The organism is Micropruina sp. (assembly GCF_047602385.1).
GTDB lineage: Bacteria > Actinomycetota > Actinomycetes > Propionibacteriales > Propionibacteriaceae > Micropruina.
This window is the reverse complement of record NZ_JASGHL010000002.1, coordinates 1-13,236: the sequence shown is the minus strand read 5'-3', so window position 1 is coordinate 13,236 and position 13,236 is coordinate 1. Positions and strand designations below refer to the sequence as shown.

Here is a 13,236-nt window from a genome sequence, read left to right as displayed (position 1 = left end):
ACCCGCGGCTCCGACCGCCCGGTCAGTGGCCGTGCCGGGAGCGGAACCTGATCCAGCGCCGCTTCAACGCCCGGCCCTTGTGCCAGATCCAGCCGCCACCGCCCTCGCGCCCGGTCCGCACGTAGTGCAGCACGTTGAGGTTGTTCATCACCAGCTGCATCCGCCGGGCCGCATCGGGTGAGCCGGCGATCAGCAGCTGATCGCCGATCTCGAGTTGGTAGCCCGTGGTCGGCAGAATGGCGCCGCCGTCGCCGCGGACGACCATCAAAACCAACGCGTTGGCCGGCTTGTCGTGGTCGTAGGGATCGATCAGCAGGTGGCCGATGTTCACCCAGTGCTCGTCGTTGATCGCCTCCACGATCGCACCGGCATGCTCGGCGTCGATGGTCACGCCCCACAGCTCCGGGGTGTAGCCGCCGTTGAGGTACGACAGGGCCTCGGCCAGTTCGGCGGCCCATTTCTCCGACGCCCCGCGGATCTCCCAGCGGAAACGATCCAGCGCCGGAGTGGTGATCAGCGCCAGGAACTCGCGGGCCACGATCCGGCTCGGCTGCATGCACTGATCGTCGTGGAATGCCTCGAACAGCGTGCTGTTGCTGATCTGATTCTGCCGGGTGACCACGAAGATGTCCGGCTTGAGGTCGCGGGCCACCAGCGCGATGGCCAGATTCTTCAGGTCGCTGGCATTGCCGGCCACGATTCCGACGGCGTGGTCGATGCCGGCCTTCTTCAGGCTGGTCGAGTCGGTTCCGGTGCCCTCGACGTCCACTCCCTCTTCGCCGTAGTGCAGCCGGTCGATCACGGTGACCTCGTTGCCGGCCTTGGTCAGCGCCTCCCGGACGCCGTGCCCGAACCGTCCGTAGCCGCACATGATCCAGTGTCCACGCGGCGGATGATGGCGCTCGGGCAGGTCGTCGCCGGGAAAGCCGGTGAGGATCTGGCCCAGCCGGTACCGCTCCGGACGGGCCACGGCCAGCGCCAGGTGGGAGGAGAACCGCTCGAACGGGTTGATCACCATGTCGCCCCCGAAGGCGCCCATGGTGTGGTCGGTATGGGCCTCGCCGACCCGGGCCATCACCGGCAACCCCGGCCGCAGCAGGCGGGCGGTGACGGCGATCGCCCGATTGGTGCCGTCGTCGACCGCCAGCGCCATCACGCCGCGGCAATGCGGCGACATGAGTCCGGCGCCGATCAGGTTGGCCGGCTGCGAGGCGTCCGCGATCACCGTCGGCGGGTCGGCGCGGAACTCTTCCAGCTTGATCTGGTCGACGCGGGTTGCGTCGGCGTCGACGACGACGAACCGCGTCCTGAGCCGGTCCAGTCCGTGGCAGACCAGGGTGCCGGTCTCGCCGACGCCGCAGACGATGTAGAACGGCTCCCGCAGCCGTCGGATCCGGCGCGCGTAGCGTCCGTGCCGCATCGCGTTCTGGAACGCGGGCTCCTGGAGCAACCCGACCACCGTCGCAACGGCGTACGACCAGCCGGCCACGGTGAGATAGATCGAGAGGATCATCCACAGCCGTTGCGGCCCTGAGTAGGGGTGCGGCAGTTCGCCGAAACCGATCGTGGTGGCGGTGTAGCTGATCACGTAGAACGCATGGAACAGGCCCATGCCCTCGGTCGGGTGACCCGCGTCGTCGACGCCCGGCACGATCGCCAACCCGAAAACGCTGACCGTATACAGGATGATCACCATCACCAGCGGCACGCGCATCCGCCGCAGGAACAGGTAGCTGACGTTGTTCATCGACGGCCGCCGGCCCGTCCGATCAACCGCTGAGCGTCGTCCGCCGATCTCGCCGCAGCTTGCGCAAGGCGGCGCTGACAAGGGGTTTCGACACGCTCAACCGGCAGCTGGGACATGATTGTTCAGCGGTCCTAGCGGCGGGCGGTAATGATCTCGGAGATCATCAGCACCACCGAGATCAGGTTGGCCAGCAGTGCGCCCGCCGACATCGAGACCACCAGTGCCATATCGGCCGGCGTCAATCCTGCCGGGGTGGTCGCGGCCCAACTCCAGATGATCGCTCCGGCGATCAGTTGCACATCGGCCACCAACGAGGTGGCCAGGTGCACGGCGCCGAGCTGGGTGCGGTCGCCGAACTTCAGCACGGTCGCGATCAGGCTCACCACGATGGCGGCGGCCAGTTCCCACACGTTGTGGTGGTCGATCCGGTCCATCTCCCCGGTCCAGAAACCGAAGTTCAGCGCTGCCGCCAATGTGATGAAGAAGCCGAAGATGACCTTTTCCGAGTTCATGCGTCCTCCTGAAGCTCGCCCATACTCTAGGCCCGAAGATGCGGTTCTCCGCCAGTGCCGGACGAGGAGTGTCCGGCCCGTAGGAGGGCCTTTGCAATCGTGCCCGGCCGGTGTCGAACGCGAATGAGCCGAAGGCCGTGCCGGCCCGGGACCGGGTGCGAGGAATACTGCCGAGGCCCCACACTTGGGCAGGTGGAACTCGTGGTCGCGGTACTGATCGGAATTCCTGCCCAAGTCACGGTTTTCGCGGCCATGCCGTTCGCGTGGTGGCTGCAGGCGGGTCGTCCGGACGGTTCGTTCCTGCGCTGGCTGGGCTTTCGCCGGGCGCCGGCACGACCCGATACCGCGACGCAGTTCGGGCTGCTGTTCTGCGGGCTCGGCTTCTTCGCCGGGGCACTGCTGGGCGGCCGTCCGTCCTGGGCGACCAGCTCGTCGGCCGCGGGGTGGCTGGTGCTGGCGGTGATTCTCACCGCGGTGCTGCAGGCGGCGCTGTCGGAGGAACTGTTCTTCCGTGGCTTCCTGCTCCGGTGGCTTGAGCAGCGGCTCGTGCCGGCAACCGGTGACGCGACCCAGCGGCAGTCCCGTCAGCTACGGCGACGGCTGCAGCACAGGGGACTCATCCCAACGGCCGCGAACGCGATCCAGGCCGGCGCCTGCGGACTGCTCCGGATGGCGGTGCAATGGCTGCTCCTCGACCGGAGCCTGACCGCGTGCCTGGCGGCGTTGGCGCTGGGCGCCGGTTCGGCCTTCCTGGCCGGCTGGGTGAAGCAGCGCAGCAGGTCTGTGCTGTTGCCGTGGGCGGCGCATGGTGCGGGCAACGTCGTGGGTACCTTGATCGCGACGCTGCGATGACCGGACGGGTGGAGGCCGACCGCGACGTCCGTGGCGCGTTCCTGGTCAGGACCGGCTCGACGCAACAGTCCTGGGTGGATCCCGATGATCCGCTCCGACTCGAATTCGAGTACGTCCAGCGGATAGCCGAGGCACTGCGGGCGACCATCCTGCGGCGCGACGCGTCCGTTCGACTGCGAGTGGTGCATCTGGGCGGTGGCGGCATGACACTGCCGCGCTGGCTCGCGGCCGTCCGCCCGGGCACGGCGCAGATCGTCTGCGAACCGGACGCCGACCTCCTCGCCGAGGTGCGCCGCAAGCTGCCGCTGGAGCGGCGTTCGGGAATCAAGGTGCGAACCACCGACGGCCGAAGTGGGATTGCTGCGATGCCGTCCGACTACGCCGATGCTGTGATCGTGGACGCCTTCGACGGCCTCAACGTGCCAGGCTCGCTGGCCACCTGGGAGTTCTTCGCCGAGGCCGGACGGGTGCTGCGGCCGGACGGAGTGCTGGTGATGAACCTGGCCGACCAGGCCCCGTTCGGCTGGGCACGATCCTGCCTCGCCGGAATCGCCGCCACCTTTCCCCGGCTGCTGCTCACCGCCGAGACGGCGGTGTGGAAGGGACGCCGCTACGGCAACCTGGTGGCGCTGGGCAGCCGGTCCGCGCTGCCGCTGGCGGCTCTGGAGGCGGCGGCCCAGCACGCGCTGTTCGGCTACCGGACGTCCTCCGGCGCAGTGCTGAACCGCTGGCTCGGGGCTGCCGAACCGTTCTGAAGAGGAAGATGACTCATGATAGAAAATATCGCCTCTTTTAACAATCTTCTCCCCGTCATTCATCCAGTTTTCGATGCCAGAAATCATCTCCATAATTCCTTTTATTGTGATGCTATTTACTATGTGCTGCGCGAAATTTTGTCTCAGGATATGGATTTTACAGACAAAAGCCAGCATGACATTTTTGAAGAGCTTCGCTATAAGCTCCAATCCCATTTGCCGTTGGTAACCTCGCGGCACACCCTACGTTTTGCAGGGGAAATGTCCTTTTTTTTCCTCTCTAGGTACCGGGCTAATTCATTTAAATTTTTCTTTGACATGATTAGCAGTTGGCTCGTACCCGGCAAGCGATCGAATGTCATTCTAATTTATGCGGTAGACTTTCGCATGCCAGAAGTTAGCGATGAGATCTACACCTTATGCGAAGTAAAAATTCAGGTAGAGAACCGGCAGGAATTAAATCAAATCCTTCTCAAATCTCCTATCATCGAAACGGAGTTGCGCTTGGGCATTGAGTCCAATCGGTGCGCGCGCCGGATTCTGGAAATTAAAGGGTTATCTACTGATCAAAAAACAGCGATTATTCAAGAAGACATCGCCTGCGTCGTTCACCGCTTGCCCAAAGCTTTCGATTTTGATATCTTAACCGAAATGCAACATGTCCTGATCATGTGCCGCGATGAATTTAAAGCAGCTAGGGAATGTCGCCATCTGAGTAAGATCATTGCCTTCCACTACCTTTTCAGAAAATACTTGCTGGAATCGGTAAAAAAGAATCCTCAGAAACGGCATCTCAGTTTGAAACTCTTCAGAGCTTGCCTGAAATCGCCAATCGGTTCACGAAAAGTATTGGCTGTTGTTGTGGGCCTTAACTTTTTTAGAGATAAAGAAGTTTTTGAAAAAACCCATTTGATCAAAGCCATTCAAAACTATATCCCAGCAGCGCAAACAGTTGAGAGTTCCTTTTTTACAAACCGCAGAGGATATGAACAAGTCTGCACACTTTACCTTGAAATTGAAAAGAGCGACGGCAAAGACTTTTCTCCAGCAGAAATCCAGCTTTTGCAGCAAAAACTCCCGAGCGATTTGAAGGATCGCGTCAAACATCCGCTCCACCCTGTTTTTATGCCTTGTAATGAAGAAGAAATCATACGCAATATTTTAAGTTTAAGCAGTCAAATCAAATATTTGCGCGATATTCCCCAGGTCTTTATTTCTTTTGATGAACAGACTCAGAACAGCCTGTTTTTCACCATTATCCTTGTCAGGGTTTTAAGAAATGAAGACCTGTCCATTCAAGAAATGTTTAAAAATTCTAATACTTTTTTAACATATATTCAGGACCGCTGTCAGACCACAGGAATTTTGCGCAAAAAATATAAGAAATGAAGCCGTTTTCTACCGCGTAAAATTTTCTAAGGAGCAATTTCTAAGAAGTGATCATTCCGTAGATCTAAATAAAGCCCGCCAGGTCGTTGTCATGGAATTGTATAATATCATCGGAGAATTTCGCGATTTCAATGGAGGCATGATCTCGAAGCAGAATGAACTTCTTTCCGAAATCAAAGATCTTCTTGCAAATACTGAATACAATGAACTCCTGCTAGACAATTTTTTCTATTCTCTAATTCCCGTCATCATGCGCACAGTCCTGGAACCCCAAGCTGTTCATACTTCCTTCCTCATGCTGCAGGATGCCATTGAGCAAGGATTTACGAACAATCAAAGCCATCTGCTAAAAATTTTCATCCAGGCTCAATTTGTTTTTGCTATTGTCAAAGCGGAGAAGATCTCTATCAAAGAAGACCTTCAACGCTCAATTGGAAAGCTTCAACTGCACTCTTCTGAACTGGCAACTTCACTTGTATCTGTGTATGATACGACCTATGTTGCCTACACTGACCGGTGCGACGAGAAAGAGAAACACAAACTTTCTGCCACGCACTTCAACACGCTACCGAACAATGGGAACTAAAACGACAACCACAGACAGCTCTTGCTTACAGCTCTTAATTTTCTAAAAAGTTCTAATAAAGTTTCTAGGTGAATTAATCCAAAGGATTGATCCGCTTGACAATGAAGAGATCGGCATAGTTTTTCTGAAGTTGTCCGAACAAAGAGGGCTTACTATGGGTGACGGAGGCTAGCAGATCATCCGGATAAGAGCGCACACTGGCTGTAAATCCGATGTCGGCGCGGCATGCCTTGATCGAAGAAGATTTGCAAATGGAGTGTTTCACCCTCTAGATTTTCGATATGATGGGGATAAGCCTTAGGAATAAAATAGAGATCCCCTTCTTCCATAATGTAAGTATCCTGGTTGCCTGAAGGACTTAAAATCGTCATGCGCCCTTTTCCTTTTTCCACATAACCCAATTCGGCAGTTTCCGGATGCCAATGGGGTTCGCGCATTCCTTTTCCTGTCAATTCCAATGAATACAAAGCTTGGTGACAGGCAATTGGCCAGGTGTTCTGACGCGCCATGCGCGCCGCACCGCCCTCATTCGCAATTAGCGGAGTCGCCTTGGCAAGGCTGTAACGGTAGGGGGTCATGTATTTGGCTTCTTCAGAAATGGTGAGAGGTGTTGTGCGCAGCGTAGCAAAAGAGCATGTCGTGGTCCGTTTGAGTGCCTTAAAAACATCAGCATTTACACCCCAGGTATTTCCCAATACAGCATTTGAAAATGCGCTCAGAGTGCAGGAGAGATTGAAATCCTCAGGGCTTTCATGAGAGAAGTTCAATACTAATTCGGCATTTGCGTCGCCTGCATTTTCAATTGCATGCAAGGCTCCCGATGGAACTAAAAAGGCATCTCCCTGTTGCACTAGAAAAGTGGCTTTAACGTCATTTGTATTGTACAGGCTTACCAAAACCTTTCCTTTTAAACAGTAGCCTAATTCGGCCGCATTGGCATGCCAGTGGGGCTCTCTGATCCCTCCTGGGAATAAAACGAGTTTATACAGCGACATGCCTTGAAGAATGGGAAAATTCTCCCTATTGGCTTTGAAACGCATTCCCCCTTCTGCTTTCTCATGCGGACCAGTGCTGCCAAGTTTGAAAAGGTGGGATGATGCCATATTACTTTCCTTTGATTGAATCAAGCTGCCATTGGCCTATCAAACTTAAAGCGGCGATAGCGGCAGTTTCAGTACGCAAGATGTGTGGATTTAGTTTGACTCCCAGGGCACCAAGCTGTTGCATCAAGGCAACTTCATCGACAGTGAAGCCGCTTTCTGGGCCTACACAAAAAATAGAGCCCGATTGTGCGCTGGAGCCGTTCCAGATGGTTTCAAATGAGGGAGCTGTAGTGCGGGTGTCGCCGAAGAATGCAGGAAAGCAAAATTTTTGCCACTGTTCAAGAGGCGGCATGGAGATGATTTCTGGCAAAAAAAGCCTTCCGCATTGTTTCATGGCTGCAATTAAAATGGTATTCAACCGCTGCAGCTGATGATCGGAAAAGCGTCCTTTTTCACTTTGTTTGGAGGGGAACAGCCACAATTGAGTCATTCCAAGTTCTGTGCCTTTTTCCAGAATGAACTCCAGCTTGTTCAGCCGGGGGATGGCTTGTGCCAGAATCAAAGGCTGTTCCAGATGAGAAGCCTCTATGATGGCAAACGGCTTAAGTTCGGCTCGTTTTTTTTCAATTTTTGCTATGCGTGCCTGGGCTAGTTGCCCTTTTCCATTGACAAGTTCAACTTCCTCACCGGTCTGCTGTCGCATCACATGGATTAAATGATGGAATTCTTGATCTTCAAGAAAAATGGAATTGCCTTCTTGATACTCTTGAGGGCTAAAATAACGATTTGCTGGCATATATTCACGCATGTGCGAATTATAAATTTTCACCACTTAGGTCATAGCAAGTACTGAGTGGAATATGAGGACAGAGAGAAAAAAATAGTGTAGACTCTTTCTTTCTGTCCCGCTTAGCGCTCTCGAGCGGGTCACCCTACCTTTTCTTTTCACTCAATAAGCAGTCACTTTAATTTGATCGCCTTCCAGTGATCCCTTAATATGCAGTTTGCGTGTTTCTGTCAAATAGAGCATCATTCGGCGCATGTATTCACGAAAACGTCTGCGCAACAGCTCTTCTTTTTTCTTGGGGATGCCGCTAACTTGATTTCCCTTATTCGTCAGCGAATTGGTAATAGAGAAGGCCACATAGGTGTCTTCTAGTCCTCTGGGATTGATATATTCGATGCTCCAGACAAGGATATTACGTTCGTTTTTGGGTGAAGCGACAATAACGATTTCAATGGAATCGCGGATGACTTCAATGAAAAGTCGGCTGACTTCTCGGGCATATAGCGGTTTTTTAAAGATGTAGGTGCCATCGACTTTGACAATATCATCGTTTGTTTCCAGAGCGTAAGTTTCTGGATTGATTTTATCAAGTTCTGCAAGAGGATAAAAAACGCGGATCGGAATTTCTTTTCCCAGTGGCAAAAACTCTTTGCGCAAGAAATCAATGCGCAGATTTTGACTTTCTGGATCATTGAGGTCTTCAAAGTTATTATTTTGAAAAGGGATGCTGACCCTTTTCCATTTTTTCGGAATTGGAAAGCTGATCTCGTCATTGTGCAGGTTGCTTTTAATGGCGTCCAGTTCCGCTTTTGTAATATCTCTAAGGTCAAAAGTCAAGTGAAGCCCCTGCTCTTTTAGCTTTTGGACATCATCCTCGGGACCACTCAGTGTTTGTGTCAAGACCTGCGGCCAAATATCCAAATATTCATACCCTTGCGGAGGATTACCCGTTGGAGTCTCTATAGTCAGAGGAATCTTTGCGGTGATCAGCCTGCTGAGTTTGATCACTAGATCTGTCGGCTCCAATTGGGTGATATGATGGCGCAGGTCGATGGAAGGGTTAAGGCTTACTAAGTTCTTCTTAGTAATTTGGACGATCCATTCGTCGCTGTCAGCAAGGGAAGCATCGAGCAACACCTCCAAATCGCCCGCCTCCAGATCTTCCACTACATTCATTGTTCCTGTGACTGTCAGGGCGATGCGGCGGGTAAGCATCCCATTTGGCAATAATCCCGAGATTGTCTTATCGGAAGGAAGGTTGATGATGCGGATGGGTACGTTAGCAATGGTTTTGGTGGCATTGATCGAATGGTTGACAAATAGCCAGATGATGATGGCTGTCAACAAGCCGACTACCTTTCTCTGCCAGTTATGAAGAAAAAACCGGGAAATCACTGATTCCATTTCTTCCACTTCCCTATGATATCAAAACCGGATTCCATACTTGTTTTGGGAGGGTTAAATACGCTGCGGATGATCCCTTTAAAACGGTCGATTTTAATTCCCCGGGTCATGATTCCATCGCGTGCGATGGACACTTTGCCGGTCTCCTCTGAGACCACGATGATTAAAGCATCTGTTACCTGGCTAATGCCGAGCCCTGCGCGGTGGCGGGTTCCCATCGATTTTGACAGTTGGGTGCTGTCGTCAGCGAGAGGCAAGATTGTAGCAGCGGAAAGGATGGTTGTTCCCCGAATGATGACGGCCCCATCATGCAGCGGGGTGGTCGTAATGAAAATTGATTCGAGAAGTTCAGGCGTGAATTGGGCGTTTAGCAAAACGGCTTTATTGGCGTATTCATCTAGGGAATCCTGATTTTCCAATAGGATTAAAGCTCCGATGCGCCTTTCGGAAAGACGGTAAACGGATTGAGCTACCGCATCCAAAAATTTGTCGAATTCTGTGATTTCCCGATATTTCTTACCTTTGACGCTTAGGCGGGAAAGTGCCAGGCGCAATTCGGGTTGGAAGATAATGAGAAGGGCGATGACGGCCACATTGACGAAATAGAGCATCAACTTCTGTAAAACAGGCAAATGAAGCCACGTCGAAGCCACATATAAAGAGAGGAAGGCCATGAGACCAAAAATCAGGTCCATAGCACGCGTGTTCCAGAAAAATGAGAGGAGATAGTAGATCATGATCGCTATGATAGCGATTTCAAGCCCTGGTACAAGAAATTGGAAAAATTTCATAAAGTCTCACTATCCCGTTCATCTGCCTGCATCTCTAGCTTTAAAATTTCAGAGTAATATTCACTCTGAAACCCCTAATTCTGAAGACAGATTCTTATGGCATCGACGGCGTCACGGTGTTCTTTTACATCGTGAACTCTAATGATGTCAACATCTGAGGCAATGGCCAGGGAATTGAGTGCCAACGTCCCCGACAGTAGTTCGGAGGGGGTTTTATTGAGAATTTTGCTAAGAAAAGACTTGCGCGATATTCCCAGAAGCACGCGAAACCCAAGCCGTTTTAATTTCGGCAAATTCTGGATGATTTCAAGATTATGGGCAACAGTTTTTCCAAAGCCTATGCCAGGATCGAGAATGATGCGATCGGGTTGAATACCTGACTTTAGCAGCCTCTCGCTTTTCCGCTCGAACCATTCCAATAAATCCGGAATGATGCCTGCTGCATAATGAGGGTTAAGCTGCATGGTTTGAGGGGTGCCTTGCATATGGACCACACAGATGTCCACGGGATTTTCCAGGGCGACGGCTATCATATCGGGGTTGTCAAAGCCGCTGACGTCATTGATCAAGGCTGCTCCTGCCTTGATGGCTGCAGCAGCTACAGTGGGTTTGATGGTATCGATGGAGATTGGAATGGCAATAGTGCCTTTCAGGAATTGAATGACAGGGATGACGCGCTGCAGCTCTTCTTCTTCGCTGACAGGTAGAGCGCCTGGACGGGTTGATTCGCCCCCGATATCCAAAATGTCTGCTCCATGTGCTTCCAAAAGCAGAGCAGCTTTTATTGCCTTTTCAAGTACGGGGTAACGGCTTTCGCTGTAAAACGAGTCCGTAGTGATATTGAGAATTCCCATTATTTTTGTCATAACCCGCCCTTAGCCCGTGCCCGAATTTCTGCGCCCTGAAAATTATACGGATTTTCGCGATTTGTTTACAAGTATGAGCTTAATTACGAGCATTCGAACGACAGACAACTGAGAGACAAAAATGCTTGACATCAATCTCTGAAATAGATTTAACCGCTGTCTCTGCCCGCTGTCCAATCTCATTCGGTTCTGATGCCCGCTCATGTGGGGCTTGACAAAACAATTTGACATTTTTAATTTTAACAGCACATAATCCGTCTTTGCTCAAAATTTGACAAGAGGGGATTAATGATAATGATCCATATCGAAAATGTCTTGTTCCTGTTCCCATTGCGATCCCTTTTCCCCCTTGTCTCGATCTCTTTACTATTATATAGCAATCTTTTGTATAACAATCTGTTCCGCCTTTGCTCCCCTTTTTTTATTATCCAACCCCTTTGCCATTCCCTTTCAGCCCAAAGCAGAGATCAGCAATCAGGATTATCTTGACATTCAAGAGCAATTTAAAAACGTCAACATCCATCCTCTTTTACGTAGCCTATACCCAAGTGATCAGGGATATACCATCTACGAAGATTTTTGCGGACGCAGTTCGAAAGGGATATCTCAAATCCTTATCGATGAAGAAAAGGGACTTTTCCCTAGGCACGATCTCGTCAAAATTGGAGAAGGCAGTGATTGCTGCTTAGTTTGCTGTGCTCCCTATGATGGTGTAAGGGATGTATTGTTGGATCAAATTGTCAAAGAGGTGGCTAACACAGGCTTTAATGGATATTTTTACTATAGAAAAGGGGGATTTCCCAATCCGACCGGCAAAGAAATTCAATATGCCGGCGTCCCTTATTGTTTTAAAATTTTCATGATGCAGGAAGCTCATCAGTTGGGATTTGACAAAGTTCTTTGGATTGATTCCGCATGCTTGCCTTTGCGAGACCCCACTCCTCTGTTTGATTGGCTGGATTACAGAGGGGCTTTGCTCAATGGATGGACCTCTCCGCCCTGGTTATGGAGGTATATATTGCCTTCAACTAGGCAGCTGCTGATCGATCTGACCGGGAATGATGTATTAACTTCCTCCTATCTCCATACACGCATATTTGGACTGAGGATGGACAGCGAGCTAGCCAAAAAGTTAGTCGAAGAATATTACTCCTTTGTAGAAATGGGGACTCCCTTTCTTTCCTGTTACCCGGAAGAATTTGTCCTCACGGCTCTTCTGGCAAAACCGGAATACACTTGCTGGGGATTTTATCCCTATCATGTGTTATTAGTCTCAGAGGAGGGTGATGACCTTCAGGAAATCACCCAGTTTGGCAGAAATAATGGTTACTTCTTTTATCAACTTAGGCATTAAGGATCTAGTTTTAGATTAATGTTCTGGTGATCCATCAACTTTATAATAGGGTAAACGATTGCGAGTTGTCAGTATTGACAATATGACCTCGCACACGATCGTTTAACCCCGGGTTTTTAGCGCAGCCGAGTGCTTATTTTAAAGTTGATGAAGCACTAAATTTGTGTCGTCAGGTGCATCTTAAGGATGTCGTCATAACCTTTATAGGCGGAAAGGTGCTTGCGCAAACTATCGAGAAGTTCCTGGTTGATATCTCCGTGCGGATTTTTGAAAAAGCTGTCTCCATCAAAATTCAAAAGCGTGCGCGAGACGTTGAGCTGAAAGATCATATCATCAGGTTCCGTATTGCCGTAGCGATCCAGATTTCCATTATTATCCAAAGCTCTTTTTTCAACAGCCAGGCTTGCTTGTTCTACATCGGTCAGAAGCTGCTGCCGTGAGTGTGCAGACCAGTGCACAAAAGTTGTTTTGGAAACAAGCCAGGCCATGAATCTGGCTAAATGTTTTAAATCTAATTCATTTGGAAGTTCTTCTTGTTGAGTTACCGGCGGCATCGAAGGAATTAGCTGACACATGCCTTGAGACCAATTGTATATAGATTTCCAATGCTTTGTGATCTCCTCTCTGTTTTTTTCGACATAGTGTTTGAAAAATACCCAAAGCAGATGAAAATGAAGTTTTTCACACTTAGCGCGGTAATGGCCTGGTGTAAGGGGTGAGGGAGGAACATAATTCAGCCAGTCTGCTTTTTCGTTTACTGACTTGATAATTACATCGGTAACCGCTTGTGCATTCAATGCCGACGTTTCAAGCACGCTACCTTTGCCAAAAATCAGACCCTGGGAGCCAAACCAGTTGATGAAATCCAGCTCGCCTAAGTGAGGGGCAAGGGGGGCATAGAGTGGGTTTTCAGGACGGATATGTTTGAAAAGTACCTTGGCACATATTCCAGGAAGAATATGTCCTTCGGCTAGATGGAATTCCGCCTCGCCTTTCAGGGCAAAAGCTGACCGTGCCAGATAAATGGCCCAATCAAGTCGCTTATCTTTAATATCGACAACGGTTTCTTGAGCATCCTCACGGAATTTAATGGCAATTGTTTCCAAATTCAGATTTCCAAGAGGATCGCGCTTTGCGATGACCCTCACAC

General features: G+C 51.2%; 13 protein-coding genes. 5 read left to right on the top strand and 8 right to left on the bottom strand.

Annotation, left to right across the window (positions count from 1 at the left end; translation table 11 throughout):
- Positions 1-22 precede the first annotated feature (22 nt).
- Both QM711_RS05030 and QM711_RS05025 read right to left on the bottom strand, forming a co-directional pair.
- A complete protein-coding gene (locus QM711_RS05030) occupies positions 23-1,747 on the bottom strand; it encodes a potassium channel family protein (RefSeq protein ID WP_415096932.1) in 1,725 nt (574 codons plus the stop codon).
- A gap of 131 nt (positions 1,748-1,878) precedes the next feature.
- Positions 1,879-2,259, bottom strand: coding sequence for a DUF6394 family protein (locus tag QM711_RS05025; RefSeq protein WP_415096930.1), 381 nt, complete (start codon positions 2,257-2,259; stop codon positions 1,879-1,881).
- A 192-nt stretch (positions 2,260-2,451) separates the two neighbouring features.
- Here QM711_RS05025 and QM711_RS05020 point away from each other — a divergent pair, with 192 nt between their 5' ends.
- The 4 genes from QM711_RS05020 (at position 2,452) to QM711_RS05005 (ending at position 5,841) form a co-directional block, all read left to right on the top strand.
- Positions 2,452-3,111, top strand: a complete 660-nt coding sequence (locus QM711_RS05020) for a type II CAAX prenyl endopeptidase Rce1 family protein (RefSeq protein ID WP_415096928.1) — start codon at positions 2,452-2,454, stop codon at positions 3,109-3,111.
- On the top strand, positions 3,108-3,866 hold the full coding sequence (locus QM711_RS05015) for a spermidine synthase (protein ID WP_415096926.1): 759 nt from the start codon (positions 3,108-3,110) through the stop codon (positions 3,864-3,866). Before QM711_RS05020 ends, QM711_RS05015 begins: the two co-directional genes overlap by 4 nt.
- A 15-nt stretch (positions 3,867-3,881) precedes the next feature.
- Entirely contained in the window at positions 3,882-5,255 is a 1,374-nt protein-coding gene (locus tag QM711_RS05010) for a hypothetical protein (RefSeq protein WP_415096924.1), read from the top strand.
- 91 nt (positions 5,256-5,346) lie between these two features.
- Positions 5,347-5,841 (top strand): hypothetical protein, encoded by a 495-nt coding sequence (locus QM711_RS05005; protein WP_415096922.1) that lies wholly within the window; start codon positions 5,347-5,349, stop codon positions 5,839-5,841.
- 176 nt (positions 5,842-6,017) lie between these two features.
- Here QM711_RS05005 and QM711_RS05000 read toward each other — a convergent pair whose 3' ends face one another.
- From QM711_RS05000 to folP, 5 genes are all read right to left on the bottom strand, one after another.
- Positions 6,018-6,944, bottom strand: a complete 927-nt coding sequence (locus tag QM711_RS05000; protein ID WP_415096920.1) for a cupin domain-containing protein — start codon at positions 6,942-6,944, stop codon at positions 6,018-6,020.
- A 1-nt stretch (position 6,945) separates the two neighbouring features.
- On the bottom strand, positions 6,946-7,692 hold the full coding sequence (locus QM711_RS04995) for an RsmE family RNA methyltransferase (protein WP_415096918.1): 747 nt from the start codon (positions 7,690-7,692) through the stop codon (positions 6,946-6,948).
- A gap of 141 nt (positions 7,693-7,833) precedes the next feature.
- The gene (locus QM711_RS04990; protein ID WP_415096916.1) at positions 7,834-9,084 is read right to left on the bottom strand and encodes a YbbR-like domain-containing protein; all 1,251 of its coding nucleotides are present in this window, start codon (positions 9,082-9,084) and stop codon (positions 7,834-7,836) included.
- Positions 9,063-9,866, bottom strand: a complete 804-nt coding sequence (cdaA, locus tag QM711_RS04985; protein ID WP_415096914.1) for a diadenylate cyclase CdaA — start codon at positions 9,864-9,866, stop codon at positions 9,063-9,065. The genes QM711_RS04990 and cdaA overlap by 22 nt, the downstream gene beginning before the upstream one ends.
- A 74-nt stretch (positions 9,867-9,940) precedes the next feature.
- Entirely contained in the window at positions 9,941-10,720 is a 780-nt protein-coding gene (gene folP / locus QM711_RS04980) for a dihydropteroate synthase (RefSeq protein WP_415096912.1), read from the bottom strand.
- Between the two features lie 361 nt (positions 10,721-11,081).
- On the opposite strand from folP, the gene QM711_RS04975 reads away from it, so the two are divergent.
- Positions 11,082-12,086, top strand: a complete 1,005-nt coding sequence (locus QM711_RS04975; protein ID WP_415096910.1) for a hypothetical protein — start codon at positions 11,082-11,084, stop codon at positions 12,084-12,086.
- A gap of 155 nt (positions 12,087-12,241) precedes the next feature.
- Here the strand turns inward: QM711_RS04975 and QM711_RS04970 are convergent.
- Positions 12,242-13,236: hypothetical protein (locus QM711_RS04970; protein ID WP_415096908.1), on the bottom strand; the 995-nt coding region annotated here is incomplete at its 5' end.

Coding starts and splice junctions, on each gene's coding strand:
- QM711_RS05030 (WP_415096932.1), bottom strand. CDS start 1,747: ATGAACAACGTCAGCTACCTGTTCCTGCGGCGGATGCGCGTGCCGCTG.
- QM711_RS05025 (WP_415096930.1), bottom strand. CDS start 2,259: ATGAACTCGGAAAAGGTCATCTTCGGCTTCTTCATCACATTGGCGGCA.
- QM711_RS05015 (WP_415096926.1), top strand. CDS start 3,108: ATGACCGGACGGGTGGAGGCCGACCGCGACGTCCGTGGCGCGTTCCTG.
- QM711_RS05010 (WP_415096924.1), top strand. CDS start 3,882: ATGATAGAAAATATCGCCTCTTTTAACAATCTTCTCCCCGTCATTCAT.
- QM711_RS05005 (WP_415096922.1), top strand. CDS start 5,347: ATGGAATTGTATAATATCATCGGAGAATTTCGCGATTTCAATGGAGGC.
- QM711_RS05000 (WP_415096920.1), bottom strand. CDS start 6,944: ATGGCATCATCCCACCTTTTCAAACTTGGCAGCACTGGTCCGCATGAG.
- QM711_RS04995 (WP_415096918.1), bottom strand. CDS start 7,692: ATGCGTGAATATATGCCAGCAAATCGTTATTTTAGCCCTCAAGAGTAT.
- cdaA (WP_415096914.1), bottom strand. CDS start 9,866: ATGAAATTTTTCCAATTTCTTGTACCAGGGCTTGAAATCGCTATCATA.
- folP (WP_415096912.1), bottom strand. CDS start 10,720: ATGGGAATTCTCAATATCACTACGGACTCGTTTTACAGCGAAAGCCGT.